The organism is Brevundimonas sp. AVps7, from assembly GCF_058681545.1.
In genome coordinates, this window is record NZ_CM178742.1 from 1,784,309 (window position 1) to 1,810,877 (window position 26,569).

Consider the following 26,569-nt stretch of genomic DNA (forward strand, 5'->3'; position numbering starts at 1 on the left):
GTCAGTAGATCAGGAACGGCTTGCGCGTCTCGACCCACGCCGCCTCGTCAGGCCCCGCGATCGCGTCCAGATCGGCCGCGGTTGTCGTCGGATCATCGACCCATTCCCGCAGGGCCGGCCCGCCGTTGATCACATCAATGGGCAGCTTCCCGAAGGCGTATTCATAGGGGAAGTCCCGCCACAGGTCGTAGTCCGGATACAGCCGCCGGATCGCCTTGAAGCCCAGCGCCTGCACGCGCCACGGCCGGAAGGCGCCGTGGTCGTAATGGGGGCCTTCGACGTGGATCTGCACCCCGCTGCACAACTGGCCGACGTGTTTGTGGAAGGTCGGCTCGAACCACATGTCGCGCAGCACGCAGCCCGTCACCCACTCAGGCGCGAAGGCCTTCATTTCGGCGATGACGGCGCGGGCGTCGATGTCTGGGGCGCCGAAAAGTTCCAGCGGCCGGGTCGTGCCCCTGCCCTCGGACAGGGTCGCGCCCTCGACCATCACCGTGCCCGGATAGGCGCGCGCCATCGACAGGTTCGGGGCATTGGGGCTGGGGTTGATCCAGGCGCGTTCCCCCAGCGGCCAGCCGAAGCCCGGCCCCGCAGCAGGGTCATAGCCCCGCATCTCGATGACGCGATAGGCGACCTTCAGCCTGAAGTGGTCGATGAACCAGTGGCCGAGTTCGCCCAGGGTCATGCCGTGCCGCATCGGCATCGGTCCGGCCCCGACGAAGCTTTCCCAGCCCGCGACCAGGGTCGTGCCCTCGACCGGACGCCCGGCGGGGTTCGGACGGTCCAGCACCCAGACCTCCTTGCCGTGCTCGGCGGCCGCCTCCAGCACGTAAAGCAGGGTCGTGATGAAGGTGTAGATGCGGCAGCCCAGGTCCTGGAGGTCGATCAGCACCACGTCGAAGGCGCCCATCATCTGGGCTGTAGGCCGACGCACCTCGCCGTACAGGCTGAAGACGGGGAAGCCGTGGACCGGGTCGGTCTCGTCCGGGCTCTCCATCATATTGTCCTGCAGGTCGCCCTTCATCCCGTGCTGCGGTCCGAATGCGGCGCTGATGTTCACCCCGGCCCCAATCAGGGCGTCGATCGAATGGGTCAGGTCCGCGGTCACCGAGGCCGGATGCGCCACCAGGGCCACACGCCGCCCCTTCAGAGCGGCCTGAAGCTCGGGCTCGGAGAGCAGGCGGTCGATGCCGAATTTCATGGCAGGTCCAGAACGAAGGAATCGGGATGATGGAAGTCAGGCTTATCGGACGGATGGGCCAGCGCCCAATATGTCTTTGCCCCGTCGATGGTCTCGATCACCACTGACAGGGCCAGCTTGCGCGCCTCGACCGGCAGCTCGACCCGACCTTCCAGGGCGACATAGTCCCGACCGCTGTCCAGCCCCTCGACGACGCAGACCTCGTCGGCCGGCCTCATGCCCTCGCGATAGCCGTCGAACCGGTAGCTGGCCCACTGGCCTGACGGAGACAGGTTGAACTCGCGATAGCCGTCGTCAGTCGTCACGAAGGCCTCGAAACAGGTGTGTTTCCACAGCTCGTCGGCGCGTCCGACCGGCGCCGGCCCGGGCCAGGCGATGAAGTCCGGATTGTCGTCGACGATGAACCTCAGCCACAGCAGACCACCCTCGCGCTCGAACTCGACCGAGATCGCCTCGGGGTAGACCTGCGTCTCATTGGGATAGGGGATCAGCGTGGCGCGCATCCTGAACCGATAGCGGCTGGTTGACGCCGGTCAACGCCCGGCGCTACGACACCCCCATGTTCGCCACCCGCGCCCTGCCCGGCCTGTATTACCGCCCGCTGATCTAGCGAGCGGCCGCGAACCCCTGCGCCGCATTTTGCCGGCGCGACATCCGAGACAGAGCGCCGGCCTCCCTGCTAACGGAGCCGACCATGACCGACCCAAACTTCCAGTCCGACTTCCTGCAGACGCTTCAGGCGCGCGGATACATTCACCAGATCACCCATCCGGCCGAGCTGGATGCGGCAGCGAAGGCCGGCATCGTCGCCGGGTACATCGGCTTCGACGCCACCGCGCCCAGCCTGCACGTCGGCAGCCTGATCCAGATCATGATGCTGCGCCGCCTCCAGCAGGCGGGCGGCAGACCCGTCGTCATCATGGGCGGCGGCACCACCAAGGTCGGCGATCCGACCGGCAAGGACGCCTCTCGTCCCCAGCTCACCGATGAGACGATCCAGTCGAACATCGCCTCCATCAAGACGGTGTTCGAGAGATTCCTGACCTTCGGCGACGGTCCGACCGACGCGATCATGATCGACAACGACGAGTGGCTGTCGAAATACGGCTACGTCGAGTTCCTGCGCGACTACGGGACCCATTTCACGGTCAACCGCATGCTGGCGTTCGACTCGGTCAAGCTGCGGCTGGAGCGTGAGCAGCCGATGACCTTCCTCGAGTTCAACTACATGCTGATGCAGTCGGTGGACTTCCTGGAGCTCAACCGCCGCCGGAACGTGACGCTGCAGATGGGCGGCTCGGACCAGTGGGGCAATATCGTCTCCGGCGTCGACCTCGTGCGCCGCGTGGACCAGAAGGCCGCCTTCGGCCTGACCACGCCCCTGCTGACGACGGCGTCCGGCGGCAAGATGGGCAAGACCGCGCAGGGCGCGGTCTGGCTTAATGCCGAACAGCTCAGCCCCTACGACTACTGGCAGTTCTGGCGGAACGCCGAGGACGCGGACGTCGGCCGCTTCATGCGTCTGTTCACCGACATGTCGCTGGACGAGGTCGCCCGGTTCGAGGCGCTGGAAGGCGCAGCGATCAACGACGCCAAGAAGGCGCTGGCCGACGCCGCCACGACCCTGCTGCATGGAGCCGACGCTGCGGCCTCGGCTCGCGCGGCGGCGGAAGGCGCGTTCGAACAGGGTACGCTATCGGCGGATCTGCCGACGGTCGAACTGCCCTCGGCCGAAGTCATCGGCGCCATGCTGGCCGCCGTCGCCACCCGCGCGGGTCTGACCGCCTCCAACGGCGAGGCGCGTCGCCTGGCCCAGGGCGGCGGCCTGCGTCTGAACGACGAGGCGATCGCCGACGGCGCGCGCCTGATCGAGGCCTCCGACGTCAACGCGGATGGCGTCATCAAGCTGGCGGCGGGCAAGAAAAAAATCATGCTCGTGCGTCCGGTCTGATGCCGATGACCGAGCTCACCGAAGGCTCCAAAGCCCCCGCGTTCGATATCCCCGCCGCCGACGGCGGCCGGGCGACCCTGTCCGGCCCGACGGTCATCTTCTTCTATCCGAAGGCCGACACCCCCGGCTGCACCAACGAGGCCATCGACTTCTCGGCCCAGATCGACGCCTTCAAGGCCGCGGGCTTCCAGGTCATCGGCATCTCGCGCGATCCGGTGAAGAAGCTCGACCGGTTCAAGGCCAAACACGACCTCAAGGTCGTCCTGGGCTCCGACGAGGCCGAGGCCGTCACCGAGGCGTATGGCGTCTGGGTCGAGAAGACCCTCTACGGCCGCCAGTATATGGGCATCGAGCGGGCGACCTTCCTGATCGACGGCGCGGGCGTGGCCCGCAAGGTCTGGCGTCAGGTCCGGGTCAAGGGACACGCCGAGGCGGTCCTCGACGCCGCGAAAGAGGTTTGATCCGACATCGGATCGGTCTGTTAAGACTAGCCGCCCCGTTCGACAGTCTATCGGAATACGCCCCGCACGCGAATCTAGACCTGAGTAGATTCGTTTTGAGCGCCTGAGACGGGCAACGTGGTTAACATTGCGTGAACGGTATTGCCGTGAGGCAACACTTCACGGATAACGCTTTCCGGTACGTGGGGGCGTGTTCAAATGCATGAAGAACAGGGAGTGGTCAGGCGCTCTTTGGTCGAGCGATGGTTTCCCGAGCGGCACGTCTTTCTGCGCTCGAACGGAGACGACATCCGCGGCTATGTGCTGACCAGCGGCAAGCAGATGATGATGGCGAGCGTCGCCATCGCCGCCGCCGCCTGGACCCTGGTGGCCTCGGGCGGCTTCATCTTCGACATGGTCGCTCGCAGCCAGGCGGATTCCGAGGTCGTCAAGGCGCGCGCCGCCTCCGAACGCCTCAACGCCGATCTGCAAGCCCGCCTCGAGACCGCCGTCGTCCGCATGTCGGCCACGACCGGAGGCCTCGACGACATGGCCCAGATGGTCGAGCGCCGCCACGCGGCACTGACCAACGTCATGGGGATGTTCCGCGGCGTCGACGGCGCCGAGGCCGCCCTCGCCCCTGCTCCTGCCCTCAGTGCGACTGAAGCCCGTCCGGTCCAGCGCATCGTCGCGGTCCGTATGGACCAGGAACGGCTGATCGAGCGCGCCGGTGACTTCGCCCAGACCCGCGCCGAACGCCTGCGTCTCGCCTTCCGTCTCGCAGGCCTGAACCCCGCCGCCTATGGCGCCGCCTCCGGATCCGCCCTCGGCGGACCGCTTGTCGAGGCGCGCGATCCGAAGGCGCTCGCCACCATCCTCGACGTGGACGAACCGTTCGCCGTCCGCATCCGCCACGCCGCCGACAACCTCTCGGAGATGCGCAACCTGTCGGACGCCGCCGAGCACCTGCCGTTCGACCGGCCGACCCAGGCGCGCACCACCTCGGGCTTCGGCGTCCGCTTCGACCCGTTCAACGGCCGCCCGGCGGTTCATCAGGGACAGGACTTCGCCGCCCCCCTGAACACGCCGATCTACGCCACCGCTCCCGGAATCGTGTCGTTCGCCGGCGTTCGTTCAGGGTATGGCAACACCGTTGAGATAGACCATGGTCGCGGTTTCAAGACCCGCTTCGCCCATTTGAACGCCATGGCCGTCCAGCCCGGCCAGCGCATCGCGCTGGGCCAGCGGATCGGCGCCATGGGCACCACAGGACGCTCCACCGGCGTTCACCTGCACTATGAAGTGTGGATGGATGGCCGACCCCAGAACCCCGCCCGCTTCTTCCGAGCAGGAGACCAGATTGTTCAATAAAACCAAATCCCCCGCACCCGCCGCACCGGACCGTTCGTCGAACGCTCCGCCGATTCCGCCCCTGCCGGATATGCCGTCGCCCGGCATGAACCGCGCCGCACCGGCCCCGACCCCCTCGCCCATCGCCTCGTCGCGCGGCCTGTCGACCCTGTCGTCGGACCTGCAGTTCGAAGGCAACGTCTCGGGCGCCGGCGACCTTCAGGTCGACGGCTCGGTCAAGGGCGACGTCCGTGTCGGTCGCCTGATCGTCGGCGAGACCGGCGCCATCGAAGGCAACGTCACCGCTGATTATCTTGAGGTTCGCGGCCGCATCGTCGGCGCCGTCACCGGCAAGCAGGTCAAGCTGGTCTCGACCGCCTATGTCGACGGCGACATCACCGCAGAGCAGCTGTCGATCGACATCGGCGCCTATTTCCAGGGCCGCGTCCTGCAAAGCCGCCGCGAAGCTCCGGCGCCCGTCGCCCCGGCTCCGCGTCCGGCCGCTCCGGCCCCGGCCGCCGAGTTCGAGGCCCCCGCCGCCCCGGTCATGGCCGCGCCTCCGGTCGAGGACAAGCCGCAGATCATCGACCTCAAATCGGTTTGATCCGGCTGCAGTGTTGAAATGCAAAGGGCGGCTCGATCACGAGCCGCCCTTTCTGTTTCTAGTCGACGGTGGATCCGCGCGTCTCGCCGACCCGCTGGGCCAGGGCCGCGCCCATGAACGCGTCGAGATCGCCATCCAGGACGCCCTGGGTGTCCGACGTTTCGACCTCGGTCCGCAGATCCTTGACCATCTGATACGGCTGCAGGACGTAGCTGCGGATCTGGTGACCCCAGCCGATGTCGGTCTTGGCGTCCGCCATCGCCTGCGCCGCCGCCTCGCGCCTTTGCAGCTCCAGCTCATACAGGCGTCCGCGCAGCATCTTCCACGCCTGTTCGCGGTTCTGGTGCTGGGATCGCCCGGCCTGACAAGCCACCACGGTGTTGGTCGGGATGTGGGTCAGGCGGACCGCGGAATCGGTCTTGTTGATGTGCTGACCGCCCGAACCCGACGCGCGATAGGTGTCGGTGCGCACGTCGGACGGGTTGATGTCGATCTCGATCGTGTCGTCCACGACCGGCGAGACCCCGATCGAGGCGAACGAGGTGTGCCGTTTGGCCGCCGCGTCATAGGGGCTGATGCGCACCAGCCGGTGCACGCCCGATTCCGACTTCAGCCAGCCATAGGCGTTCGGACCCGTGACAAGGATGGTCGCAGACTTGATGCCGGCCTGGTCGCCGTCTTCCATCGCCTCGATCTCGACCTCGTAGCCGTGCGCCTTGGCCCAGCGCGAATACATGCGCAGCAGCATCCCGGCCCAGTCGCAGCTCTCGGTGCCGCCGGCGCCGGAGTTCACTTCCAGATAGGCGTCATTGCCGTCGGCCTCGCCGGACAGCAGGGCTTCAAGCTCGGCGCGGGCGGCCCGCTCCTTGATGGCCTTCAGCTGGGCGCGCGCTTCGTCGAGCGTCGCCTCGTCGCCCTCTTCCTCGGCCATTTCGGACAGCATGACGCCGTCCTCGAGCTCGCGCTCCATGGCCTTGACGGTGTTGATCCTGGCTTCCAGCTGCGAGCGTTCGCGGCTGACCGCCTGGGCCTCGTCGGGCTTGTCCCAAAGTGTCGGGTCCTCGACTCGGGCGTTCAGCTCATCGAGCTTTCGGTTGGCGACATCCCAGTCAAAGACGCCTCCTGAGCAGAGCGACGCTCTGCTCGATGTCGGCCTTCATGGCCTCGACATCCGGTCTCATATGCAAATCCTTACGGTGCGAAGGGGCGGAGATAGAGTGCGCCGGGCGGAAGGGAAAGGGGCGAACAGGGCCTGGGACCTGGGGCTTGGCCGTATCTCGACCTCGCCAGGCCCCAGGCCCTTCTCTCCAGGCCCTCGCCTAGAACAGCCCATCCAGATCCGCCGCCGGTTCCTGCTTGGGCGCAGGCGGCGCGGTCGGCGGGGGCGCGGACGGTCCGGACGTGATCCCGGCGGCCGCTTCCTGCTCGCGACGAACGACTTCGTTGTAGTTCTGCGGTCCCTCAGGCACAGCCACCGTCTCGCGGCGCTCTTCCTCGCGACGACGCTCGGTGCCGGGGCGGAAGGCTTCCTCGAACCCGTTCACGGTGCGGAAGATGGCGCCGCGCGGCCGCACGAACGGACGCGCCGGGCGCTCGCGCAGGGCGTCCTCCATGAAGTCGACGAAGATCGGCACGGCCGCGGAGGCGCCGGCTTCCCCGGAACCCAGCGAACGGTTGTCGTCGAAGCCGATATAGACCCCGACGACGATGTCGGTGGTGAAGCCCACGAACCAGGCCGAGCGATATTCGTTGGTCGTGCCGGTCTTGCCGCCGACCCACCGGCCCAGGCCGCGCGCGCTGGCGGCCGTGCCGCGCTGGATCACGCCTTCGAGCATCGAGGAGATCTGATAGGCCGTGATCGGGTCGATCACCTGGGTCCCGCGCGGATCCAGATAGGGCGAGGCCTGGCCGGAGAAGGCGCGTCCGCAGTCGCGGCAGCGGCGCTGGTCGGCGCGATAGATGGTCTCGCCGTCCCGGTCCTGGACGTATTCGATCAGATACGGGTCAACCCGGCGTCCGCCGTTGACGAAGGCGGCATAGGCGGCGGTCAGGTGATAGGCCGTGACCTCCCCTGCCCCCAGCGACACCGACAGATTGGGCTGCAGGTTGTCAGCGACGCCCATCCGCTCTGACAGCTCGACCACCCGGTCCATGCCGATCGTATTGGCCAGCCGGACGGTCATGACGTTCCGCGACAGCTCCAGCCCGCGACGCAGGGTCGAGGGGCCGTAGTAGCGACGGCTGTAGTTCTCGGGCGTCCAACGTTGCCCGTTGGCCCCGCCGGCGAAGCTGATCGGTCCGTCGACCACGATCGAGGCCGGGGTGAAGTCGCCTTCCAGCGCGGCGGCGTAGACAAACGGCTTGAACGACGAGCCCGGCTGACGCTGCGCCTGGGTCGCACGGTTGAAGCTCGACAGGGCGTAGGAATAGCCGCCGACCATCGCCAGGACGCGACCCGACTGGGGTTCTATGGCGACCATGGCCCCGTTGACGGCCGGGACCTGTTTCAGGGCGAACTGGCCGTTGCGCGGTTCGACGAAGATGAGGTCGCCGCGCTTCAGAGGCCGGTTGGCGTTGGCCCAGGCGGCGTCACTGGCGATCAGGGTCCCCGTCGTGTCGTCGCGGGCCGTGCGGATCTGCACGGTGTTGCCCGAGACGCTCTCGACGGCGGCGGCGCGCCACTCGCGGCGTTCCGGCGGCGCCGTCTGGCGCAGGGCCACGGCCTGCCAGCCCGGCGCGAAATCGGTCGTGCCCCACGCCCCGCGCCAACCGTGGCGACGGTCGTAGTTCTCGAGCCCGCGCATCAGGGCGTCCCGCGCCGCCGTCTGCAGCGACGGATCCAGGGTGGTGCGCATATAGAAGCCGCCGGCGTTCAGCTGGGCGCCGAACTCGGGGTTGGCGGCGGCCTGACGGCGCGCCTCCTCGACGAAGAAGTCGGCGTCCTGGTATTCAGCGCGGCGCGGCGCGGCGCGCGTGGTCAGGGGACGCGCGATCGCCTCCTGATACTGGGCCTGGGTGATGAACTGGTTCTGCGCCATCTCGCCCAGCACCCAGTCGCGGCGACCCTTGGCCGCCTCGGGGTGGCGTTTCGGATGGTAGTTGTTCGGCCCCTTGGGCAGGGCCGCCAGGAAGGCCGCCTCATCCGGCGTCAGCTGCGCCAGCGACTTGCCGAAATAGTTGTAGGCGGCCGAGGCCACGCCGTAGGAGCGGTAGCCCAGGAAGATCTCGTTCAGATACAGTTCGAGGATCTGCTCCTTGGACAGCGTCGCCTCCAGCCGGCTGGACAGGATCGCTTCCTTCAGCTTGCGGCCGATGGTCGATTCATTGGTCAGCAGCACGTTCTTGGCGACCTGCTGGGTGATCGTCGAACCGCCCTCCAGCCTGCGCCCGGTGGCGAAGTTGAAGACGTTCTTGAACATCGCCCGGCCCAGGCCCGAAACGTCGATGCCGCCGTGCTGGAAGAAGTTGCGGTCCTCTGCGGCCAGGAAGGCCTGCACGACGGGCGTCGGGATCTGCTCGAAGGGCACATAGATGCGCCGCTCGTCCGAAAACTCGCCGATCAGGGTGCCGTCGCCGGCATAGACGCGCGTCGCGGTCGGCGGCCGATAGTCGGCCAGCTCGGACGCATCGGGAAGGTCATGGAACAGCCAGGCGGCGTAGACCGCCACGATCAGCCCTGCGAGCGCGATCGCGCCCAATAGGCCGATGCCCGCCATCACGAACCACCGTTCGGCAACCTTCACCAAGACTCTCCGACTACGCGCCCAGAGGCGGGTTTAGCCCGCGCCGGGTCCGGCGGGAAGGCCGGAAACGTCCGTGATCAGCCGCCCGCGCTCGGCGTGCCGGCGATCTGGGTTCCGGCCGCGGGCTCACGGAAATACCGGTCGATCCCCTCGGCCACGGCCCGGACCAGCCGGCGTCGCTGCGCCGTGTCGCCCAGGGCCCTTTCGTCGTCGGGATTGGTGATGAACCCCATCTCGAGCAGCACCGCAGGCACGTCGGGGGCCAGCAGCACGGCCAGACCCGCGTCGCGATGGCTGCGGCGGAGCAGCGGATGGTCGGCCGCCTCCAGATGGGTCAGCAGGACGCGGGCGAACTGGGCCGAGCGGTTCTGGGTCGCGCGCTGGGTCATGTCGAGCAGGATGCGGTCCACCGACGGATCGCGTCCGGGCAGATGCAGGTCGCGATGCCAGTCGTCGCTGCGGGTGACCTCGCGGACCGCCCGCGTCGCGCCCTGTTCGGACAGGGTATAGACGGACGCACCGCGCGTGGCCGGATCCGCGCCCGCGTCTGCATGCAGCGAGATGAACAGGTCCGCATCCGCCTGACGCGCGATGCGCACGCGGCGGTACAGGTCGACATAGGCGTCGGTCTCGCGCGTCAGCATGACGCGATAACGGCCTGTCCGGTTCAGTTCGTCGCGAAGGGCGATGGCGGCGGCCAGGGTGACTTCGCTCTCGCTGCGCTGCGCGCCCTGGGCCCCCGGATCGCGACCGCCGTGCCCGGCGTCGATAACGATCAGCGGGCGCTCGGTGCGGCGCTGTTCGGGACGCGGCGCCTGGCGCTGCGTCGCAGGAAGGGGCGCCGAGCCTGTCGCGGCGATGTCGATGACATAGCGATAGTGGGCCACGCCGTCGCCGGGCGGCAGCAGGAAGCGGCGTTCGATCCGCGCCGTCCGGGCCAGACCCAGTTGCACCCGCGACGCCGTGCCGGACGCGCTGACCCGCCAGTCCCGCACCAGACCCGAGCCCGCGCCGTCCACGCCGCGACCGGCGCCCACGCCGGCCAGCGTCAGGACCACCGAGCCGCGATCCCCGCTCTCGATCACTTCCCCGCGCGCCGAGCGGTCCAGATCAATGACGATCCGTGTCCGCTGCACATCGCCGCCGAAGCGCACGCCGCGCACGTCGCCGGCCGCGCCGGCGGCCAGTCCGCGTGTGGAAATCAGCAGAACCGCGCCCAGCACCAGTACGGCAAGCGCCGTCATGGCCCACTCTCGTGGGCCCCAGCCGGACAGGTTGAAATACTTGCGACCGGTCATTCTGACGGCGGACCCACCTTTATCGTTGGCCCCATGGTGGCAGGGCTCGGTTGGGATTGGGTTAAGCGACGGCGCTTTCCGCGCATTTGCTGTCTAAAGCGGAGCGCTGCCTTTCCATTCCGTGACTTGATGCTTATGCTTGTATCCGTCCGCGAACGATCGCGCCGCCGCTTTGTCGGTTCGGCGAGGCCCCGGCGCGGCGCCGACTTCCCGCCTTCGCGGATCGTGTCGCCCCCTGTCTCTGACCGTGGTCACTGACTGACTGGCCCATCGATCGAACAAGCCGGGCCTGTTCAGAACCGGACCTTGCGACGCCTGTCGGCGCGGGTCCAGGACCGACCATAACCCATGGGCATTCCCGCCTGCCTCTCCCGTGAACCGACAGCCCCCTTCGGGCCGGTCGCAGTCGTCTTCGGCCATCGCCGCGACGACGGGATGACGCATGCGTCCGCCTCTTACCCCGTTCGGCGAGCCGCCGTTGCCTCCCCCGGCAACGGCCGAGCGCGCCAGAGAGATACCTTCAATGTCAAAGACGATGCTTATCGATGCAGCGCACGCGGAAGAAACCCGCGTCGCGATCGTGGACGGCCGCCAGGTTGAGGAATTCGACTTCGAGTCGAAAACCAAACGCCAGCTTCGCGGCAATATCTATCTCGCCAAGGTCACCCGCGTAGAACCCAGCCTGCAGGCCGCCTTCGTCGAGTACGGCGGCAACCGCCACGGCTTCCTGGCCTTCAACGAGATCCACCCCGACTACTACCAGATCCCGGCCGCCGACCGCGACGCGATCATGGCCGAGGCCCATTCGGCCGAGGACGATCACGACGACGAGCACGCCCGTGACTCCGACGACGGCGATTCCGAAGGCGGGATGGCCGAAGAGGAACGTCTGAAGCGTCGCCTGATGCGCCGCTACAAGATCCAGGACGTCATCAAGCGCCGCCAGATTCTGCTGATCCAGGTCGTCAAGGACGAGCGCGGCGGCAAGGGCGCGGCCCTGACCACCTGGCTGTCGCTGGCCGGCCGCTACTGCGTCCTGATGCCCAACACCGGCAAGGGCGGCGGGATTTCGCGCAAGATCACCCAGGCCAGCGACCGCAGGCGCCTGAAGGCCGCTGCGGCCGCCCTGGACGTCCCGCGCGGCATGGGCCTGATCATCCGTACGGCCGGCGCCAAGCGCACCAAGGCCGAGATCAAGCGTGACTACGAATACCTGCTGCGCCTGTGGGAGACGATCCGCGAGACCACCCTCGCCTCCCACGCTCCGTCGCTGATCTACGAGGAAGAAAACCTTGTCCGCCGCGCCGTGCGCGACATGTTCGACAAGGATTTCGACGGCATCCAGGTCGAGGGCGTCGAGGGCTTCAAGGAAGCGCGCGACTTCATGCGGGTGCTGATGCCCTCGCAGGCAAAGAAGGTTCACCTGTACCAGGGCTCCAGGCCCCTGTTCGCCGCCAACGGCATCGAGGAGCTGCTGACGCAGATCCACCAGCCGATCGTGCCGCTGAAGTCCGGCGGCTATCTGGTCATCAACCAGACCGAGGCCCTGGTCGCCATCGACGTCAACTCGGGGCGCGCGACCAAGGAACGCAACGTCGAGGCCACGGCCTTCAAGACCAACTGTGAAGCCGCCGTCGAGGCCGCCCGCCAGCTGCGCCTGCGCGACCTCGCCGGCCTGGTGGTCATCGACTTCATCGATATGGACGAGTCCAAGAACAACCGGACCGTCGAACGCATCCTCAAGGATGAGCTGAGCCACGACCGCGCCCGCATCCAGATGGGCCGCATCTCCGGCTTCGGCCTGATGGAGATCAGCCGCCAGCGTCGCCGCCTCGGCGTGCTGGAAGGCGCCACCGAGGTTTGCCCGCATTGCCAGGGCGCCGGGCGTGTGCGTTCCGCCGAAAGCGCAGCGTTGATGGTGCTGCGCGCCGTCGACATCGAGGCCGGCAAGAACGGCGCGGGCTCGATCAACCTGAAGGTCTCCTCGGCCGTCGCCCTCTACATCCTGAACCACAAGCGTGATTACCTGCAGCGCCTGCTGGAGCGTCGCGGCCTGGCCGTCATCATCCAGATCGACGACCGCATGGGTCAGGGCGAGAGCGCCATCGAGCGCACCGAGACCAATGAGGACTTCGTCGCGCCCGAGGCCGTCGTCACCCTGGCCGATCTCGAAGACGACTTCGACGACAGCGCCTGGCAGGACGAAGACGACAACGACGACGAAGACGAGTTCATCGCCGGCGACGACGAGGACGCTCTGGATCGCGAAGACGCCGACGACGACGAGCCGCGCGAGCGGGCCGAACGCGCAGAGCGCTCCGACGGGGATCGCGGCCGGGGTCGTGGCCGCCGCCGTCGTGGCGGTCGTCGCGACGAGGAGGCCGCTCCCGTGGCCGCCGACGTCGAGGTCGAGGGTCTGGCCGCCGATGACGACGACAGCGAGGCCGGTCGTCGCCGTCGTCGCGGCCGTCGCGGCGGTCGTCGCATCCGCGAGGACGGCGATGCCGCAGGCGCCGGCGCCGGTACGGGGTCCTTCTTCTGGGTCCGGGGCCGCACGCCCTCGCTGGACGATCCCTATGTCTGGTTCGACCCGATCAATCCCGCCCCGCGCGCCGAACGTCCGGCCGCACCCGCGCGTGACACGGCCGAGGCCGCCCACGACGTCGAGGAAATCATCGGCGAACGCCCCGAGGGCGAACTGGCCGGAGATCGCGAAGGCGGTCGCTCGCGTCGTCGCCGTCGCGGTCGGGGTCGCGGCGAACGCGCCACCCCGCACGATCTGAAGGTCGAGGGTCGCGCCACGAACGAAGGCATGCCCGCCGACGGCGATCCCGAGACTCCGATGGCGGTCATCCTGCCGGAAGCCGCCTCGGACGAGCCGGCTCCTGTCATCGCCGCCGAGCCCCAGCGCCGCCGCGTCCGTCGCAAGACGGGAACGGCGGCCGTGGAGACCGAAGTCGTCGCTGCGGAAGCCGTCGAGGCTGTCGCCCCGCCGCTGGAGCCCGAGATCGCCTTCGTCGAGGCCGCACCTGAGCCCGCGCCCGAGCCCGAGCCGGAAGTCGAACCCGTGCCCGTCGCGCCGGAGACCCTGGTCGCCGCCGAAGACGTCGCGCCTCCCGCGCCGGAGGCCGATCTCAGCGCGATTATCGCCAACGATCCGAACCAGATCACCGCGCCGCCCGCCAAGCCGAAACGCGGATGGTGGCGTCTGTGACGAACCGCGCCTAGGTTAGGTCCATGAGGCGGGGGCGCCAGTCGAAGGAGTTCGCCATGATCCGGCCGACCCGCGTCGCGTCCTCCCTCCTCGGGTGGGTCGCCGCGTCCGCCGCCGTCCTCGTGATGGCGGCGGCCGGCCCCGCCTCCGCCCAGTCGACGATCCGCGACACCGAGGTCGAGGGCATCATCCGCGAATGGTCGGACCCGGTCTTCACGGCCATGGGTCTGGAGCCGTCCGAGGTCGAGGTCCTCCTGATCAACGATCCCGAGCTGAACGCCTTCGCCACGCGCGGGCGGATCATGGGCATCAACACCGGCACCATCCTTCGCGCGGAGTCTCCGGGCGAGCTTCTGGGCGTGATCGCCCACGAAGGCGGTCACATCAAGAACCGCCACACCCTGCGCGACGGGGCCCAGGCCGCCGGCATGCAGCCCTTCCTCATGTCGATGGCGCTCGGCGCCCTGGCCATCGCGGCGGGCGAACCCGGCGCGGGCATGGCCCTGGTCGGATCCGGCCAGTATTTCGGCACCCTCGGCGCCCTGCGCTACATGCAGAGCCAGGAGGGCGAGGCCGACCTGACCGCCGCTCGCGCCATGGAGGCCGCCGGCCAGTCCGGGCGCGGACTGGTGGAGTTCTTCGAGAACATGCGGGCCCAGGAGGTCTTCTCCGACGCCCGTCGCTACCCTTATTTCCGCAGCCACCCCCTCTCCGGCCAACGGATCGAGGCCCTGCGCCGCCCGGTCGAGGCTGCATCCCACTACAATGTCGTCGACAGCCCCGAGCGCATGGCCCAGCTGCAGCTGATCCAGGCCAAGATCCGCGCCTTCACCGACCCGCCGACCCTGACCCTGCGCACCTATCTGGACAGCGACACCTCCCTGCCGGCCCGCTACGCCCGCGCCATCGCCTGGTATCGCGACGGCCAGACCCAGCGCGCCCTCGACGCCACCGACGTCCTGATCGCCGCGGACGCCGAAAATCCCTACCTGTGGGAGCTCAAGGGCCAGATCCTGTTCGAGGAGGGCCGCCCGCGCGAGGCCATCGACGCCCACCGCGAGTCGATCCGGCTGATGCCCGACGCCCCCCTGCTGCGCATCAACCTGGCCCACGCCCTGATCGAGACCAACGACAGCGCCAACCTCGAGGAGGCCGTCGACCAGCTGAAACGCGCCGTGGCCCGCGAGGATGACAACACCCTGGCCTGGCGCCTTCTGGGTCAGGCCTATGCCTCCCAGGGCAAGGAGGGCGAGGCGCGTCTGGCCTCGGCGGAATACTATTTCGCCGCCGGGGCTGAGGAACAGTCGACCCAGTTCGCCCTGCGCGCCCGCGACATGCTGCCGCCCGGCTCGAACGAATGGCGCCGCGCCATGGACATCGTCCTGGCTTCCGGCGCCACGATGGACGACATCGCCGACGTCGATCGACGCAACGAGCGTCGTCGCGAACGCCAGCAGACCGTCATCCCCCCCGGCGCCTGACCCCTTTCCCGAGAGCCTCATGACCGACGAAGCCCCCGTCCCCGCCACGGACGAAAAGCCGACTGCACGCGATCCCTTCGCCTGGTTCGCCGGCGGCCGGGGCGGAGCCATCGCCGTCGCCGTCTCGGTCATCGCCCTGGGCCTGTCCGCAGCGCCCTACGTCACCGGCGGTGATTTCGGCGGCAAGGTCCGCGCCTATCTGCTCGCCAATCCCCAGGTCATGACCGAGGTCCAGGCCGCGTTCGAATCGCAGGCGGAGAATGCGCGGGTCGACACCATCAACGCCGCCGTGGCCGCCAACGCCGCCCTGATGGCGCCCGACCCGCGCGACCCCGCCTTCGGCCCCGCCGATGCGAAGGTCACCGTGGTGGAGTTCTTCGATTACCGCTGCCCGGGCTGCAAGGCCGTGTCCGAGGACTTTCTGGCCCTGATCCGCGCCAACCCCGACGTCCGCTTCGTCTTCAAGGAATGGCCCATCCTCGACCGGGGCGACGACACCACCTCCAACTACGCCGCCCGCGCCGCCCTCGCCGCCCATCGCCAGGGCAAATACCTCGCCGTCCACCAGGCCCTGATGGCCGAGAACGGCCTGACGCGCGAAGGCGTCGACCGCATCCTCGCCGCCAATGGCGTCGACCTGGGACAGGCCGCCGCCGTCATCACCGACACCGGAACCGACCGCCTTCTGGCCGACATCCACACCACCGGCGCCACCCTCGGCCTCGTCGGCACCCCGACCTTCCTGATCAACGGCAAGACCACGGCGACCATCAACCCGCAGGAGGTGGCCGCGGCGATCGAGGCGGCGAAGGCGGGATAGCGGGGACGCGAGAACCGGGGGTCAGAGTCAGCTTCGGGCGGCAGGGGGCCGGGTCGCGAGGCGATATCCGCGGCGCGCCATCAACCAACAGTCCTTGCGACCAGGCACACAGTCACCCAGCCCTCGCTACGTGAGCGCTATTGGACGCGCTCGACGGTCAGCCCCCGAGCTTCCAGCATTCGCTGAATACTATCCTCTCCCGCAAGATGTAGAGCGCCGACGGCGATGAAGGCGGTGCCCGCCCCATCGAGCATCAATGTGATGCGATCGGCCCAGGCGCGGTTCCGCTCGACCAGCAAGGCTTGATAGACCCGCTCGCCCACCTCACGCATGGGCGCAACGCCAATCCGTTCAATCGCGACGACATCACCGTCAAGCCACGCAGCGACCAACAACTGAAGCTGGGCCGCGCCGTCGTCAAAATCGTCCAGGGATCGCATCAGATAGGCAAGCTGACCTTCTTCGGGAAAGCCGGCGAGCAGCCGGACCTGCTGATCCAGAGTTTCCAGCCCGCCGATCGTCATCCCAGCCTCCAAGGCTCGCGACCTGAGGACGGGATCGATGCCCGAGGCCGGATCGAAACCACCGCGACGCAGCGGCGCTGCGGCCAGGGAGAGCGACGCCAGCCACGGCCGCATAGGATCCAGTTGGGCCGCGCTGAGCCCCACGGACCGGGCTGCGGCGTCCAGGCGGGTCACATCCTTGTCGGACAGAAGACTGGAGAGCGGCCGGTCCGGCGAGAGGCCGTGCTCACGTATCAAGGGCAGAACAGCCGCCTGATCTCCCGGGTTCTCGACCTCAAGGATCAACTGGCTCGCGCCGTCGAAAGCGGCCTCGAAGCGAGGCGAGCGCCATTCGGTTTCAGGCTTCATCACGTGGATCGTGCCGAACAGATAGAGAGTAGAATCGTGATCTCGCACAGCCCAGATCGCAGGTTCAGCGACCGCCGCTCCGCCCATGACCAGGGCCAATCCGCCGATGACGGGAAGAAGCGCCTTGCGCAGGTTCTGGCGGATAGAGGCGATAGACATGAGGGGCTCCTGAGAAGGCATGGCGAGGCGTAGTCACGGCGAGGCGCCGGACGGACAGGGAGTTTTGGTGGTGTGGTTCAACTGTGCCGGTGGACGTCGACTGTCCGACTCAAATGTCGGTCAACCTGCGAGATCGGCGCTTCGAGATCGGCAGGCGTTGACCGTGCAGAGAACCGCGAGAGTCAGACCGATGGCAACCACCGCAATCGAGACCGGGGCAGCCAGGGCGATCGGCGCAAAGATCCAGACCCCCGCATAGATCAGCCCGGCGAGCGTAAGCGACCACCCCGCCGCCCGGCGAGCCGCCTGGGCCCTGCCTTCGGCTGCAAGCGAGGCCCGCGGTCGGCCGATCTGCTTGGGCGCTCCGTTGGCCAGGACGACCAGTGACAGGCCGATCGCTATCTGAACCAGGCGGGACATCATGTCGGCGTCGATCACCTCCATGTGCGCCGCAAGCCTGGCGGCAGCTGCGACGCCGATCAGGAGAACGGCTCCGACAACAGCCGCGACGGTGCGTTTGAACATCATTTCTGAACCTCCTTCGACGACGGCGCCTTGAAGCCAAACACTTGGGCAAAGCCCAGAAGCGCGTCTTCAAGCACTGTCAGTTTGAGACGGTAGATAAGGGTCGTCCCGCGCCGTTCGGCGTCAATCAGATCCGCTTCCTTCAGGACGTTGAAATGGGCGGACATGGTGGGCCGCGAAACGGGAAACTGTGCGCTCAACTCACCCGCCGTCATCGGCCGCTCGCGCAACAACTCAAGCACCTTGCGCCGGGTCGGATCGGACAGAGCTTTAAAAACCGCGTTCATGAGTTGATGTTTAGCTAATCATCAAAATACGAGTCAAGAGCAATCTCAAAGCAAGGCTTACCAGTCCGCCTGGGAAGCCAGTGAGGCGGCGAAGGCGGGGTAGACCAACCGGCGTCCGCTGCTGGCGGCAAGATCTGCGCCCGACGCGGGGGGGGCGGTTGCCGACGTCTATCCGGAGGGCAGAAGATCGCCGGGAGCGGCCACTATTGCCGGCTGGACCTCGCGCGGGCTCTTGCCTGTCCAGCGTTTGAAGGCGCGGGAGAAGGCGGCGGCTTCGGAGAAGCCCACGAGGTAGGCGGTCTCGTTGACCGAGGCCCTGGCGCCGGTGAGGTAGCGCAGCGCCATCCGGTAACGCAGGGCGTCGAGCACCTGTTCATAGGTGGCGTCCTCGGCCCTGAGCTTGCGGAACAGGGTCTGGCGGCTGAAGCCCAGGGTCCGGGCGACCGCCTCGGCGCCGACCTCGCCGGTGTGCAGCAGCGGAAGCAGAACGGCCTCGACGCGGCCGCGGACGGTCTTCTGGTCCTCGAGCTCCTGCAGCAGGCCGTCGGCGCGCCGGGTCAGGACACCGAACACATAGCGCGGCTGAAGCGCGACAGGCCAGGTCGCGATGCGCGGGTCGAGCCGCATGGCGTTCCAGCCGCTGGAGAAGGTCACCGGGCACTGGAAGATGCGGTCGTATTCGGCGCTCCAGGCCGGCGCCGCGTGGGAAAACTGCACCTCCAGCACATGCTGCTCTGGCAGGAAGCGGCGAGGGCCGCAGACCAGCCGCGCGAAGGCCCCTTCGCTCAGTTCGGGGAAGGCGTCGGGATCCGCGCGCGTGTCGACCATCCACAGTTGGCCGTCGCGCGCGGAGAGTACGAAACGGGGCCCGTCGCTGAGGCCCTCGGTCTCCAGCGTCAGCCGGCCGAAGCGCTGCATCTGGGCGAACGCTTCGCCCATGGTGGCCGAGGCGTTCATGATCAGCCCGACGATCGACACCTCCGCAAGGTCGACGGCCTCGCCGAAATGAAGCGCCAGGGCCGGGTCGCCGCAAAGGTCCTGGGCCGCGCGCATCAGGGCCACATAGGTGTCGAACGCCAGGCGGGCGTCGGGGTCCTCAAGGTCATCGGGACGCAGGCCCGCCCGGGCCATGAGCGCCGCGCGATCAGCGCCCCGCTGGACAGCGAACGCGATCAGGCCGGCAGCTACGCCTGCTGACGTCGTCAGGTTCGACATCCACGCGGCCCCCGGTGTTACGAACGATCATGCGCACGGAACGCACGATCATGGCTCCGGCCAAGCTTATCGACAAGAAAGCGCCCATGACACTGCGAATTCCCGTCTTGCCCGTCCTGTTCGCCGCCGCCGTGGCCGCCGCGCTGCTGCCTTCGATCGCCCTGGCGGACACTCTGCAGGCCAGGCCCGGCGATCCGGCCTGGATGCATCTTGGCGCCAACGCCCTGCTGTGGGCGCACATCGCGGGCGGGGCGATCGGGATGGTCACCGGCGTCGTCGCCCTGGCATCGCGCAAGGGCCAGCGGGTCCACCGCGCGGCGGGATCGGTCTTCTTTGTGGCGATGTTCGCGGCCTACGCCATCGGCGCGGGCGTCGCGCCCTTCCTTGAGACCGGGCAGCGGCCCAATTTCGTCGCCGGGATCATGGCGCTCTACCTTCTGGTCAGCGGCGCCATGGCGGCTCGACGGCGGGACGCGAAGGCCGGCGTCCCGGAGGTCATCGGGCTGATCGTCGCCCTCTCCATCACCGCTGCGGGCGTGATCTTCATGCGGATGGGCGCGGCCAGCCCCAGCGGCACGGTAGACGGTTCGCCGCCGCCGGCCTTCGTGCTCTTCACCATCGCCGGGATCTTCGCAGCGGCCGGTGAGCTGAATATGCTCCTGCGCAAACAGCTGTCCAACGTCTCGCGGATCGCCCGGCACCTGTGGCGGATGTGCTTTTCGCTGTTCATCGCCTCAGGGTCGTTCTTCCTTGGGCAGATGCAGGTGTTTCCGGAGGCCATACAGGACTCGGTTCTGCTGCCCGTCCTGGCCCTGGCGCCGCTGCCGGTCATGCTGTTCTGGCTGGGCAAGGTCCGCTTCGACGACTGGCGCCGTCGGCGGGCGAAGGCGGCGGTCGCAGCCTGAGGGCGCCGATTCACGGAACGGCAGCCAGGCGCGAACCGGCTTGGGGGCGATGTTCTGCAGGTCTGCTCGACGTCCGGATGCGAATGGCCGGCCCCGGCGCCGCACAGCCACCCTGCCCTGCCGACCTCGATGTCCGCCTTCCGCCTGGCAGGCTATGACCGCTCACGAGCCGTGGAGGACGTTCGAGCAGACGAGCGCCAGAATGCCATCGACCGCTCGCTTCCATGCTGCCAACTCACCGCAGCCTCGCGCTCCGGCAAGGTAATCAGCCGCCTGGGGTTCCCGGGATATTTGGGCGCAAGCTTGGGTTCGGGCGGTAGACAGTCGAAAATGGTTAATATAACCGTGATCAGGCGGGTCGCTGACCTCCCTCCAGGGTTCGCCTTTCAGGGGAAAAGTGAAGTCTCGCGGGGACTTGGGATGGTAGCTGACTGATATGGATCCGATCACTTCAATCGTGGCCTCCATGCTGATCTCCGGCGCCGCAGCGCCGGCGGACGGCCATGGCTGTGCCGAGACGCCCCACTACGGCGATGCGCCCTGCGCGTGCACACGCGTCGTCGACTTCTACGGCCCGTGGACCGGCGGCGGCGCCGGTTGGCCGGGACCGGGGGGCTGGGGCCCGCCGATCAACAATCCGGGACCTCCCATCCGCGTCTCGTCGCCTGGCGTTCGCGTGATCGGACGCCCGATCAACGTCGCCGGCCCGACCATCTACATCGACGGACCTCCGGTCTATGTGGACGCTCCGCCGATCCGCATCGCCCCGGCCCAGATCTACGTCCAGCGTCCAGAGGTCCATGTCCGTCCGTCGGAAATCATGGTCGAGCCGCCGCAGGTTCATTTCTCGGACTGCGCCGATGGCACGGTCTGCACGCCTGTCGACGGCGGCAGTGGCGGGGGCATGCCGGCCCACGAGAGAACTCCTTCGCCGGTGGGCGAATCCGTTGTGCTTTCGTCGAGGGCGCCGTCACCCACTCCGCCGCCGGTGCTCGAACCCGTTGCGCCTTCGTCAAGCATGCAGCCCCCCTCTCCGCCGCGCGTTCCGGTCTATCCTCCCAAACAGGATCGCAACTGACTTTGACGGCCGAGGCCCACGTCTGGACAACAGAGCCGACGGGTAGGCCCCCCGCATGGAGCCGCAGGCTCCGGCAAGGGGTCGGCGCCGCTGGACTGGCTCTGGGGCTCTTCTTCGCCGCTTCCTCCACGGCGGCCGCGCGACAGCACCCGGCGTCGGGCCATGTGGACGCCGTCGAACAGGGGGCCTCTCCCGCTGTGCAACAGCTGAAGTCATGGGTTCTTGAGACCGGCGACAATCAGGGCCTGCCCTTTGTCCTCATCGACAAGGTCAACGCCCAGGTCTTCGCATTCAACCGCGACGGGCTGCTGCTGGGGGCCACGCCCGTCCTTCTGGGTCTGGCGCGGGGAGACATCGCACCGCCCGGGATCGGCGATCGCCCCCTGTCCGCCATTGCGCCGGAAGAACGCATCACGCCGTCGGGGCGGTTTGTCGCCTCGATCGGCGAGAACCTGAGCGGGAAAAGCATACTCTGGATAGACTATGCCGGGGCGCTCTCGCTGCATCCCGTCGTAACGGCACGGCCGGCCGATCGTCGTCTGCAGCGCCTGACCACGCCGACCTCCGAGGACAACCGGATCTCCTACGGGTGCGTGAACGTCCCGCCTGCCTTCTTCGAGGACATCATCGCACCGGCCTTCAGCGGCACAGTGGGGATCGTCTACATACTGCCCGAGCAGAGCTCGATCGCGCAGGTCTTCCCCGGGGCCTGACGGGTTTTACGGACGATGGCGCCGAACCCGGCCTGGCTGTGGAGGGACAGGTGGGTCCCGTGGGTCAGGCACTGGCGTAGCAGCGATCAGTTGAGCCCACCACCATTCCAGGTCGTTCGCTTCGCGCTATTGCCCCGGGCCTCCACCCGCATAAGGTGACGTTCGGGGAACGTCTACATGTCAGAGCCTTTACCAGACCCGCGTCCGAAGCCGCGTTTCAGCCTGCCTGTGAGCCGCCAACGTCTGATCGAGCTGGGAGTCGTGGTCTTCGGCGTGCTGATGAGTGTTGCCAGGCCCGAACCGTCGCAACTGACTCAGGGTAGCCCTCGGCCAAGTACGCCTATCGGATTCACGGGCGCAGCAAATCCCGGCTGATGCGATCGAAGAGACGGGCCATCGCTTCCTCGGTCTGCAGATCGGGCGTGCGGTTCATCAGGATGACGATGGCGCTCCCCTTCGCCGGATCGAAATAGAGGCTGGTGTAGACGCCCAGGTCAGAACCGGCGTGGCCGGTCAGCCCGTTGCGATCCCGCCAGAAGAAGCGCTGCCGGTCATCGATGCTGGGCGGCAGTTGTAGTTTCAGCATCTCATCGAACGATGCGGCGGACAGTAGCTGGCCGCTGCTCGTCTCTCCCCGCGCCAGAATGCTCTGCGCCAGAAGGGCCAGATCCCGCGCTGAGGAGTTCACGCCGCCATCCGGGTAGTTGGGATTTCCGAACTGCGGATAGGCATCGAAACGGCGGTCGCCGCCGGCGGGCCGGAAGACCTTGCGGATGAGGAAGTTCCGCTTCGGCTGTTCCGTGCTCGCGCAAAGACCGGTGAGGGGAAGGCACTGAACCACGTCGTATCGGGTCGCCAGTTCGCCCGCGCGATAGTCCGCCAGCAGCCAGGACGAGTTCGTCATCCCCAGAGGCTCGAACACGTTCGTCTTGGCCAATGTCGCTAGCGACGCGTCCCCCACGGCCTCGGCTACGGCGCCGGCGACACCGGCGCCGAGATTGCTGTATTCGCGCGCGGCTCCTGGCGACGTCGTGAGATAGTGGGCGCCGCCGTCATAGCGTGCGCCGTCCGGCGTCAGGAGGCCGCGAACGTGATCCACCAACGGCGTCTGAGAGTCGCTCCCTTCCTGGTAGTCCGCGACATCGTAGAAGTCTCCGATGCTGGATGTATGGGTCGCCAGTTGGCGAACTGATATCGCCTGGCCATCTGCATTGGGATTGCTCACCCGGAAAGGCAGCATGGCGTTGATGTCAGCATCCAGGTCCAGAAGGCCCTTGTCATGAAGCTGCAGCAGGACGATCCCCAGGATCGGCTTGCTGATGGACGCAATATTCATGGGTGTGTCGGCGGTCATCGGCTTGCGCGCTTCCACATCCGCGAACCCGTAGCCCTGCATGTGCACGACCTGGTGGTCCCTCACCACCGCGATGGCGAGGCCCGGGATCGCCTCTTCCTCCATCAGCGCGGGGACGAAGCTGTCAAAGTCCTGCGCGCCTTCGGACCGCATCACCTGTTTGGGCGATGCCAGCCAATAGAACAGCAGGGCCGCCGCAATGGAGCCCAGGACGATGAGTGTCTTTTTCACGATTGATCTCCGGCGAATGGCGAAGGTGAGAAGCGATCGTCCATTGGCCGGGCGTCGAGGGCCGCCATGGCGTTGTCCAGCAGATCGCCGAGATCGGTGCCGATGTCGGCGTCCAGACCCTCGAAAACCGCGGCGGCTTCAACGTTGTACTGATGCAGCAGGCTGGCCTGGGCCGTGCCGAAACCGGTCAGAAAATACTCGGTGCGTCGGCGGTCCGTGGGGTCGGTCCGCTTTTCGATGACATTGAGTTTGCTGAGTGTGGCGAGATGCTGCGCGACCGTCTGATGAGGATGCTGCAGGGCGCGTGCGACCTCCGTCACTGAAGCTGGCCCGCTCTTGCTGAGGTGCAACAATGTGGACGAGCAGGAGACGGGGAAGACCATCCCGTTGCGGGCATAGACCTTCGTCACCTGGCTCTGAATCAGGAAGGCGAGGTCCAGCAGCTTCTTGGCTGTGTAGGCCTTCCGCACGATGGCGTTATCGTAGAATTCTCGATGGATCATTCCTGCGTCATACCGATGCGCAGAGCATTGCGCAATAACCTGCGCAATGCCCTGCGAGCTTCTGGCAACTGTCGGGTTTGGGCCCGCCAATGTATCCGACAACCGCGATGTGATCCGCACACCCTCCCCGAAGCCCTTTGAATTCAACGCCCGGCTCTAACGAAAGCCTTTATCCGCGCCTTCATATGAAACGGGCGGACACTGTCGGCATGACCGAGAGCAAACACCGACCGCCCCGCCTCTCCGCCGAAGCCTGGGCTCATGCCCGTGAGGACTTCATCGCCGGCATCAGCTGCGCCGTCATCGCCGAACGCTATGGCACGACCGATCGAAGCATCCGTCGTCGCGCAGCGATCGAGGGCTGGCGGCGGCCCGACTTCCTGCCGTCCCGCCTCGCCCCGCCGCCGCCCTGGATGGCCGGGCCGCGCACCCGGGAGGAGGAGATGGAGATCGATCCGGCGCTGGAGGAGGTGGCGGCGGAGGCCTCGACCGCGCGTTTCGGCCTGCTGTTCAATCCCGATCCGCGGAGCGTGCGCCGCTACGCCTTCCGTCAGGCGGCCGAGAACGCCGCCGTCGACCGTCCGGAACAGGCCCTGTCCTGGATGCGGCTCGTCCATCTGACCGAGCGCTGCGGCGCGCGCCTGGAGATGGACTCCTCCGCCTTCCGGGACATTGACCGGGTCCGCGCCTCCTATCTGCACCGACTGAACGAGGAGTTCGCCGCCGGCCGCGAGGCCGCGGTCGCTGAAAAGACCGAAGAGGCCGCGCCCGACCCGGCGACCTGACCCCCCGGGATTTCGTCCGCTTCGTCCGTTTCGTCCGTTTCGTCAGGGTGTTTTTCGTCCGGACCGACGGACGAAACCGGACAGACGCCGGAGCCTAGGCCAGCTTCAGCATCATCTCGCCGCCGATCCATTCGACCCGCGCCTTCGCCCGGGCCGCCTCGGCGGCAGCGGTGTTGCCCAGGGCCTGTTCGGCCTCGGCGAGGACGAAATAGCTGTAGGGGTCCATCGGCCAGTCGGTCAGCAGTTCCTCGATCTTGGCCTTGGCGCCGGCTGCGTCGCCGTTGGCCAGCATCGCTGCGGCCAGGCTGCGGCGGGTCGGGAACCAGATGATCGGCGGGTCGCCGCCCTCCTCCTCCTGGCCCTGGATCTCGGCGGCCCGGGTGAAAGCGGCCACGGCGGCGGCCGCATTGCCTTCGATCATCGCCGCGCGGCCTTCCAGCACGCGTTGCGAGACCTCGATGAAATCCTTCATGTCGGCGGCCTGGGCGCCGGTGATGGCGTCGCCTTCGCGGATCGCCCGGATGGCCTCGGCCTCGGCGCGGACGGCGCCCGCGTCGCCGGCCCGGGCCGCAGCCTCGCCGCGGCCGTAGCGCCAGTTGGCGCGCTGCACCGGCTTGTCTTCCGGCGGTTCCGCCAGGGCCGCGACCTGGGCGGCTGTGCCGAAGCGGCCGTAGATCGCATAGGCGTCATTGGCCATCAGCTGGCGCCACAGGTTCTCGGCCGGGATGTCGGGATAGGTGGCCAGGAAGCCCTCGGCCAGCTTGAGCCCCTCCTCCGCCCCGCCGGCCATCAGGGCCCCGCCCATGCCGAAATGGATGTTGTGGGCATGCAGCGGCATCCCCGTGATCCCGCCGGGAGGCGCGGCCAACTCATCGTAGCGCTTGTCCAGCGCCACGGCCTCGACGTTGGACCTCATGGCGTCCCGGTAGCGGCCCACCCGATAGAAGGTGTGCGACGGCATATGCACCAGATGGCTGGCGGACGGCGCCAGCCGGGCCAGCTTCTCGCCATAGGGAATGGCCTTGTGCGGGTCGTCCGACCACTCGGTCAGGTGGATGTAGAGGTGGATGGTGCCGGGATCGTCGGGCGCCTTGGCCAGCGAGCTCTCCAGGATCTCCATGGCCCGGGTGATGCCCCGGTCCTTGGGCGCGCCCTCGTCGTCGAACCACTCATCGGCCTGCAGCATCCAGGCGTCGGCGGCCATGGCGGCGATCAGGGGGCTGTCGGGATTGCGGCGAGCGATCCGGTCCATGGCCCGGGCGAAGCGGACGTCCCGGCTGGATTTGGCCCCCGAATAGCGCTGGATCAGGGCGTCGATCATCTGGCGCTGGAGGGCGGTCGCCCCCCGCGCCTCGCGCCGGGCCAGCTGGGCCAGCCGCAGTCCCGCCCTCACCGAGTCGTCATCCGTGCCGCCGCCATTGAGGTTGGGCCCCGTCGCCCAGGCCTCGCCCCAGGCGCACATGCCGCAGTCGGGATCGATGGCGCGGGCCCGGCGGAAGGCCCGGACCGATTCCTTGTGCTCGAACGCCCAGCGCAGCCGCACCCCGTGGTCGAACCAGGCCTGGGCCTCCGGATTGTTTGTATCGACGGGCCAGCTCGCCACCTCGCCGAAGCCAGGCACCAGGATCATGGAGGCTTCCGGCGCCGCATCGAGCACCGACCCGACCCGGCCGCAGCCACGCGGGTTCTGCAGCAGCGACGCGCTCGCCTCCGCATCCGCCGTGGCCGAGGTCGCATCGGCGACAGCTGCAGGGCCCGCGAGGCACAGGGCGACAGCGGTGAAGGTCAGCAGTGTCAGTCGCATCGTCTTCCCCCGAACCGAGGCCGCGATCCTGCACCA

Annotated in this window: 23 protein-coding genes; 11 read left to right on the top strand and 12 right to left on the bottom strand. The window is 67.8% G+C overall.

Features of this window, described 5'->3' with window-relative positions:
• Position 1: 1 nt before the first annotated feature.
• On the bottom strand, positions 2 to 1,201 hold the full coding sequence (locus tag ACW17Y_RS08950) for an exo-beta-N-acetylmuramidase NamZ family protein (RefSeq protein WP_492035375.1): 1,200 nt from the start codon (positions 1,199 to 1,201) through the stop codon (positions 2 to 4).
• Entirely contained in the window at positions 1,198 to 1,704 is a 507-nt protein-coding gene (locus ACW17Y_RS08955) for a DOMON-like domain-containing protein (protein WP_492035376.1), read from the bottom strand. The genes ACW17Y_RS08950 and ACW17Y_RS08955 overlap by 4 nt, the downstream gene beginning before the upstream one ends.
• A gap of 191 nt (positions 1,705 to 1,895) precedes the next feature.
• On the opposite strand from ACW17Y_RS08955, the gene tyrS reads away from it, so the two are divergent.
• From tyrS to ACW17Y_RS08975, 4 genes are all read left to right on the top strand, one after another.
• Positions 1,896 to 3,152: a tyrosine--tRNA ligase gene (gene tyrS, locus ACW17Y_RS08960; RefSeq protein WP_492035377.1), complete on the top strand. Its 1,257-nt coding sequence runs from the start codon at positions 1,896 to 1,898 to the stop codon at positions 3,150 to 3,152.
• A gap of 5 nt (positions 3,153 to 3,157) precedes the next feature.
• Positions 3,158 to 3,613: a peroxiredoxin gene (locus ACW17Y_RS08965; RefSeq protein WP_492035378.1), complete on the top strand. Its 456-nt coding sequence runs from the start codon at positions 3,158 to 3,160 to the stop codon at positions 3,611 to 3,613.
• Positions 3,614 to 3,811: 198 nt separating this feature from the next.
• Positions 3,812 to 4,963, top strand: a complete 1,152-nt coding sequence (locus ACW17Y_RS08970; protein WP_492035379.1) for a M23 family metallopeptidase — start codon at positions 3,812 to 3,814, stop codon at positions 4,961 to 4,963.
• Complete coding sequence (locus ACW17Y_RS08975) at positions 4,953 to 5,546, top strand: bactofilin family protein (protein ID WP_492035380.1); 594 nt, start codon at positions 4,953 to 4,955, stop codon at positions 5,544 to 5,546. The genes ACW17Y_RS08970 and ACW17Y_RS08975 overlap by 11 nt, the downstream gene beginning before the upstream one ends.
• A 58-nt stretch (positions 5,547 to 5,604) precedes the next feature.
• On the opposite strand, the gene prfB is transcribed toward ACW17Y_RS08975, so the two are convergent.
• The 3 genes from prfB to ACW17Y_RS08990 form a co-directional block, all read right to left on the bottom strand.
• A protein-coding gene (prfB, locus tag ACW17Y_RS08980) for a peptide chain release factor 2 (RefSeq protein ID WP_492035381.1) occupies positions 5,605 to 6,727 on the bottom strand; the annotation gives its coding sequence in 2 pieces (ribosomal slippage) (positions 5,605 to 6,657 and positions 6,659 to 6,727; 1,122 coding nt in all).
• Between the two features lie 138 nt (positions 6,728 to 6,865).
• Positions 6,866 to 9,289 carry a penicillin-binding protein 1A gene (locus tag ACW17Y_RS08985; protein WP_492035382.1) on the bottom strand — a complete coding sequence of 808 codons (2,424 nt, stop codon included), beginning with the start codon at positions 9,287 to 9,289 and terminating at the stop codon, positions 6,866 to 6,868.
• A 77-nt stretch (positions 9,290 to 9,366) separates the two neighbouring features.
• Positions 9,367 to 10,587 (bottom strand): N-acetylmuramoyl-L-alanine amidase family protein, encoded by a 1,221-nt coding sequence (locus ACW17Y_RS08990; protein ID WP_492035383.1) that lies wholly within the window; start codon positions 10,585 to 10,587, stop codon positions 9,367 to 9,369.
• Between the two features lie 523 nt (positions 10,588 to 11,110).
• On the opposite strand from ACW17Y_RS08990, the gene ACW17Y_RS08995 reads away from it, so the two are divergent.
• The 3 genes from ACW17Y_RS08995 to ACW17Y_RS09005 are packed head-to-tail and all read left to right on the top strand — an operon-like array spanning position 11,111 to position 16,102.
• Entirely contained in the window at positions 11,111 to 13,801 is a 2,691-nt protein-coding gene (locus tag ACW17Y_RS08995) for an Rne/Rng family ribonuclease (protein WP_492035384.1), read from the top strand.
• Between the two features lie 56 nt (positions 13,802 to 13,857).
• Entirely contained in the window at positions 13,858 to 15,282 is a 1,425-nt protein-coding gene (locus ACW17Y_RS09000; protein WP_492035385.1) for a M48 family metalloprotease, read from the top strand.
• A gap of 19 nt (positions 15,283 to 15,301) precedes the next feature.
• On the top strand, positions 15,302 to 16,102 hold the full coding sequence (locus ACW17Y_RS09005; protein WP_492035386.1) for a DsbA family protein: 801 nt from the start codon (positions 15,302 to 15,304) through the stop codon (positions 16,100 to 16,102).
• A 137-nt stretch (positions 16,103 to 16,239) separates the two neighbouring features.
• Here ACW17Y_RS09005 and ACW17Y_RS09010 read toward each other — a convergent pair whose 3' ends face one another.
• The 4 genes from ACW17Y_RS09010 to ACW17Y_RS09025 all read right to left on the bottom strand — a co-directional run bounded on the left by ACW17Y_RS09010 (position 16,240) and on the right by ACW17Y_RS09025 (position 19,160).
• A complete protein-coding gene (locus ACW17Y_RS09010; protein ID WP_492035387.1) occupies positions 16,240 to 16,974 on the bottom strand; it encodes a TraB/GumN family protein in 735 nt (244 codons plus the stop codon).
• A 279-nt stretch (positions 16,975 to 17,253) separates the two neighbouring features.
• Entirely contained in the window at positions 17,254 to 17,661 is a 408-nt protein-coding gene (locus ACW17Y_RS09015) for a hypothetical protein (RefSeq protein ID WP_492035388.1), read from the bottom strand.
• Complete coding sequence (locus tag ACW17Y_RS09020) at positions 17,658 to 17,945, bottom strand: autorepressor SdpR family transcription factor (RefSeq protein ID WP_492035389.1); 288 nt, start codon at positions 17,943 to 17,945, stop codon at positions 17,658 to 17,660. The genes ACW17Y_RS09015 and ACW17Y_RS09020 overlap by 4 nt, the downstream gene beginning before the upstream one ends.
• 168 nt (positions 17,946 to 18,113) lie before the next feature.
• On the bottom strand, positions 18,114 to 19,160 hold the full coding sequence (locus ACW17Y_RS09025; RefSeq protein WP_492035390.1) for an AraC family transcriptional regulator: 1,047 nt from the start codon (positions 19,158 to 19,160) through the stop codon (positions 18,114 to 18,116).
• Positions 19,161 to 19,246: 86 nt separating this feature from the next.
• On the opposite strand from ACW17Y_RS09025, the gene ACW17Y_RS09030 reads away from it, so the two are divergent.
• The 3 genes from ACW17Y_RS09030 to ACW17Y_RS09040 all read left to right on the top strand — a co-directional run bounded on the left by ACW17Y_RS09030 (position 19,247) and on the right by ACW17Y_RS09040 (position 21,856).
• Entirely contained in the window at positions 19,247 to 20,065 is an 819-nt protein-coding gene (locus ACW17Y_RS09030; protein ID WP_492035391.1) for a DUF2306 domain-containing protein, read from the top strand.
• Between the two features lie 436 nt (positions 20,066 to 20,501).
• Positions 20,502 to 21,143, top strand: a complete 642-nt coding sequence (locus ACW17Y_RS09035; RefSeq protein ID WP_492035392.1) for a hypothetical protein — start codon at positions 20,502 to 20,504, stop codon at positions 21,141 to 21,143.
• Positions 21,144 to 21,307: 164 nt separating this feature from the next.
• Positions 21,308 to 21,856: a L,D-transpeptidase gene (locus tag ACW17Y_RS09040; protein ID WP_492035393.1), complete on the top strand. Its 549-nt coding sequence runs from the start codon at positions 21,308 to 21,310 to the stop codon at positions 21,854 to 21,856.
• A gap of 349 nt (positions 21,857 to 22,205) precedes the next feature.
• Here ACW17Y_RS09040 and ACW17Y_RS09045 read toward each other — a convergent pair whose 3' ends face one another.
• Together ACW17Y_RS09045 and ACW17Y_RS09050 are read right to left on the bottom strand one after the other, a co-directional pair.
• Positions 22,206 to 23,441 carry a serine hydrolase domain-containing protein gene (locus tag ACW17Y_RS09045; RefSeq protein ID WP_492035394.1) on the bottom strand — a complete coding sequence of 412 codons (1,236 nt, stop codon included), beginning with the start codon at positions 23,439 to 23,441 and terminating at the stop codon, positions 22,206 to 22,208.
• A complete protein-coding gene (locus ACW17Y_RS09050; protein WP_492035395.1) occupies positions 23,438 to 23,944 on the bottom strand; it encodes a MarR family winged helix-turn-helix transcriptional regulator in 507 nt (168 codons plus the stop codon). Before ACW17Y_RS09050 ends, ACW17Y_RS09045 begins: the two co-directional genes overlap by 4 nt.
• A 209-nt stretch (positions 23,945 to 24,153) precedes the next feature.
• Here ACW17Y_RS09050 and ACW17Y_RS09055 point away from each other — a divergent pair, with 209 nt between their 5' ends.
• Positions 24,154 to 24,729 carry a hypothetical protein gene (locus ACW17Y_RS09055; RefSeq protein WP_492035396.1) on the top strand — a complete coding sequence of 192 codons (576 nt, stop codon included), beginning with the start codon at positions 24,154 to 24,156 and terminating at the stop codon, positions 24,727 to 24,729.
• Between the two features lie 94 nt (positions 24,730 to 24,823).
• On the opposite strand, the gene ACW17Y_RS09060 is transcribed toward ACW17Y_RS09055, so the two are convergent.
• The gene (locus ACW17Y_RS09060; RefSeq protein ID WP_492035397.1) at positions 24,824 to 26,533 is read right to left on the bottom strand and encodes a tetratricopeptide repeat protein; all 1,710 of its coding nucleotides are present in this window, start codon (positions 26,531 to 26,533) and stop codon (positions 24,824 to 24,826) included.
• Between the last annotated feature and the right edge of the window lie 36 nt (positions 26,534 to 26,569).

What these genes read in the sequence shown, in the direction of transcription:
- ACW17Y_RS08950 (WP_492035375.1), bottom strand. Translation starts at nt 1,201, where the DNA reads ATGAAATTCGGCATCGACCGCCTGCTCTCCGAGCCCGAGCTTCAGGCC.
- ACW17Y_RS08955 (WP_492035376.1), bottom strand. Translation starts at nt 1,704, where the DNA reads ATGCGCGCCACGCTGATCCCCTATCCCAATGAGACGCAGGTCTACCCC.
- tyrS (WP_492035377.1), top strand. Translation starts at nt 1,896, where the DNA reads ATGACCGACCCAAACTTCCAGTCCGACTTCCTGCAGACGCTTCAGGCG.
- ACW17Y_RS08965 (WP_492035378.1), top strand. Translation starts at nt 3,158, where the DNA reads ATGACCGAGCTCACCGAAGGCTCCAAAGCCCCCGCGTTCGATATCCCC.
- ACW17Y_RS08970 (WP_492035379.1), top strand. Translation starts at nt 3,812, where the DNA reads ATGCATGAAGAACAGGGAGTGGTCAGGCGCTCTTTGGTCGAGCGATGG.
- ACW17Y_RS08990 (WP_492035383.1), bottom strand. Translation starts at nt 10,587, where the DNA reads ATGACCGGTCGCAAGTATTTCAACCTGTCCGGCTGGGGCCCACGAGAG.
- ACW17Y_RS08995 (WP_492035384.1), top strand. Translation starts at nt 11,111, where the DNA reads ATGTCAAAGACGATGCTTATCGATGCAGCGCACGCGGAAGAAACCCGC.
- ACW17Y_RS09000 (WP_492035385.1), top strand. Translation starts at nt 13,858, where the DNA reads ATGATCCGGCCGACCCGCGTCGCGTCCTCCCTCCTCGGGTGGGTCGCC.
- ACW17Y_RS09005 (WP_492035386.1), top strand. Translation starts at nt 15,302, where the DNA reads ATGACCGACGAAGCCCCCGTCCCCGCCACGGACGAAAAGCCGACTGCA.
- ACW17Y_RS09010 (WP_492035387.1), bottom strand. Translation starts at nt 16,974, where the DNA reads ATGAAGCCTGAAACCGAATGGCGCTCGCCTCGCTTCGAGGCCGCTTTC.
- ACW17Y_RS09015 (WP_492035388.1), bottom strand. Translation starts at nt 17,661, where the DNA reads ATGATGTTCAAACGCACCGTCGCGGCTGTTGTCGGAGCCGTTCTCCTG.
- ACW17Y_RS09020 (WP_492035389.1), bottom strand. Translation starts at nt 17,945, where the DNA reads ATGAACGCGGTTTTTAAAGCTCTGTCCGATCCGACCCGGCGCAAGGTG.
- ACW17Y_RS09025 (WP_492035390.1), bottom strand. Translation starts at nt 19,160, where the DNA reads ATGTCGAACCTGACGACGTCAGCAGGCGTAGCTGCCGGCCTGATCGCG.
- ACW17Y_RS09030 (WP_492035391.1), top strand. Translation starts at nt 19,247, where the DNA reads ATGACACTGCGAATTCCCGTCTTGCCCGTCCTGTTCGCCGCCGCCGTG.
- ACW17Y_RS09035 (WP_492035392.1), top strand. Translation starts at nt 20,502, where the DNA reads ATGGATCCGATCACTTCAATCGTGGCCTCCATGCTGATCTCCGGCGCC.
- ACW17Y_RS09050 (WP_492035395.1), bottom strand. Translation starts at nt 23,944, where the DNA reads ATGATCCATCGAGAATTCTACGATAACGCCATCGTGCGGAAGGCCTAC.
- ACW17Y_RS09055 (WP_492035396.1), top strand. Translation starts at nt 24,154, where the DNA reads ATGACCGAGAGCAAACACCGACCGCCCCGCCTCTCCGCCGAAGCCTGG.
- ACW17Y_RS09060 (WP_492035397.1), bottom strand. Translation starts at nt 26,533, where the DNA reads ATGCGACTGACACTGCTGACCTTCACCGCTGTCGCCCTGTGCCTCGCG.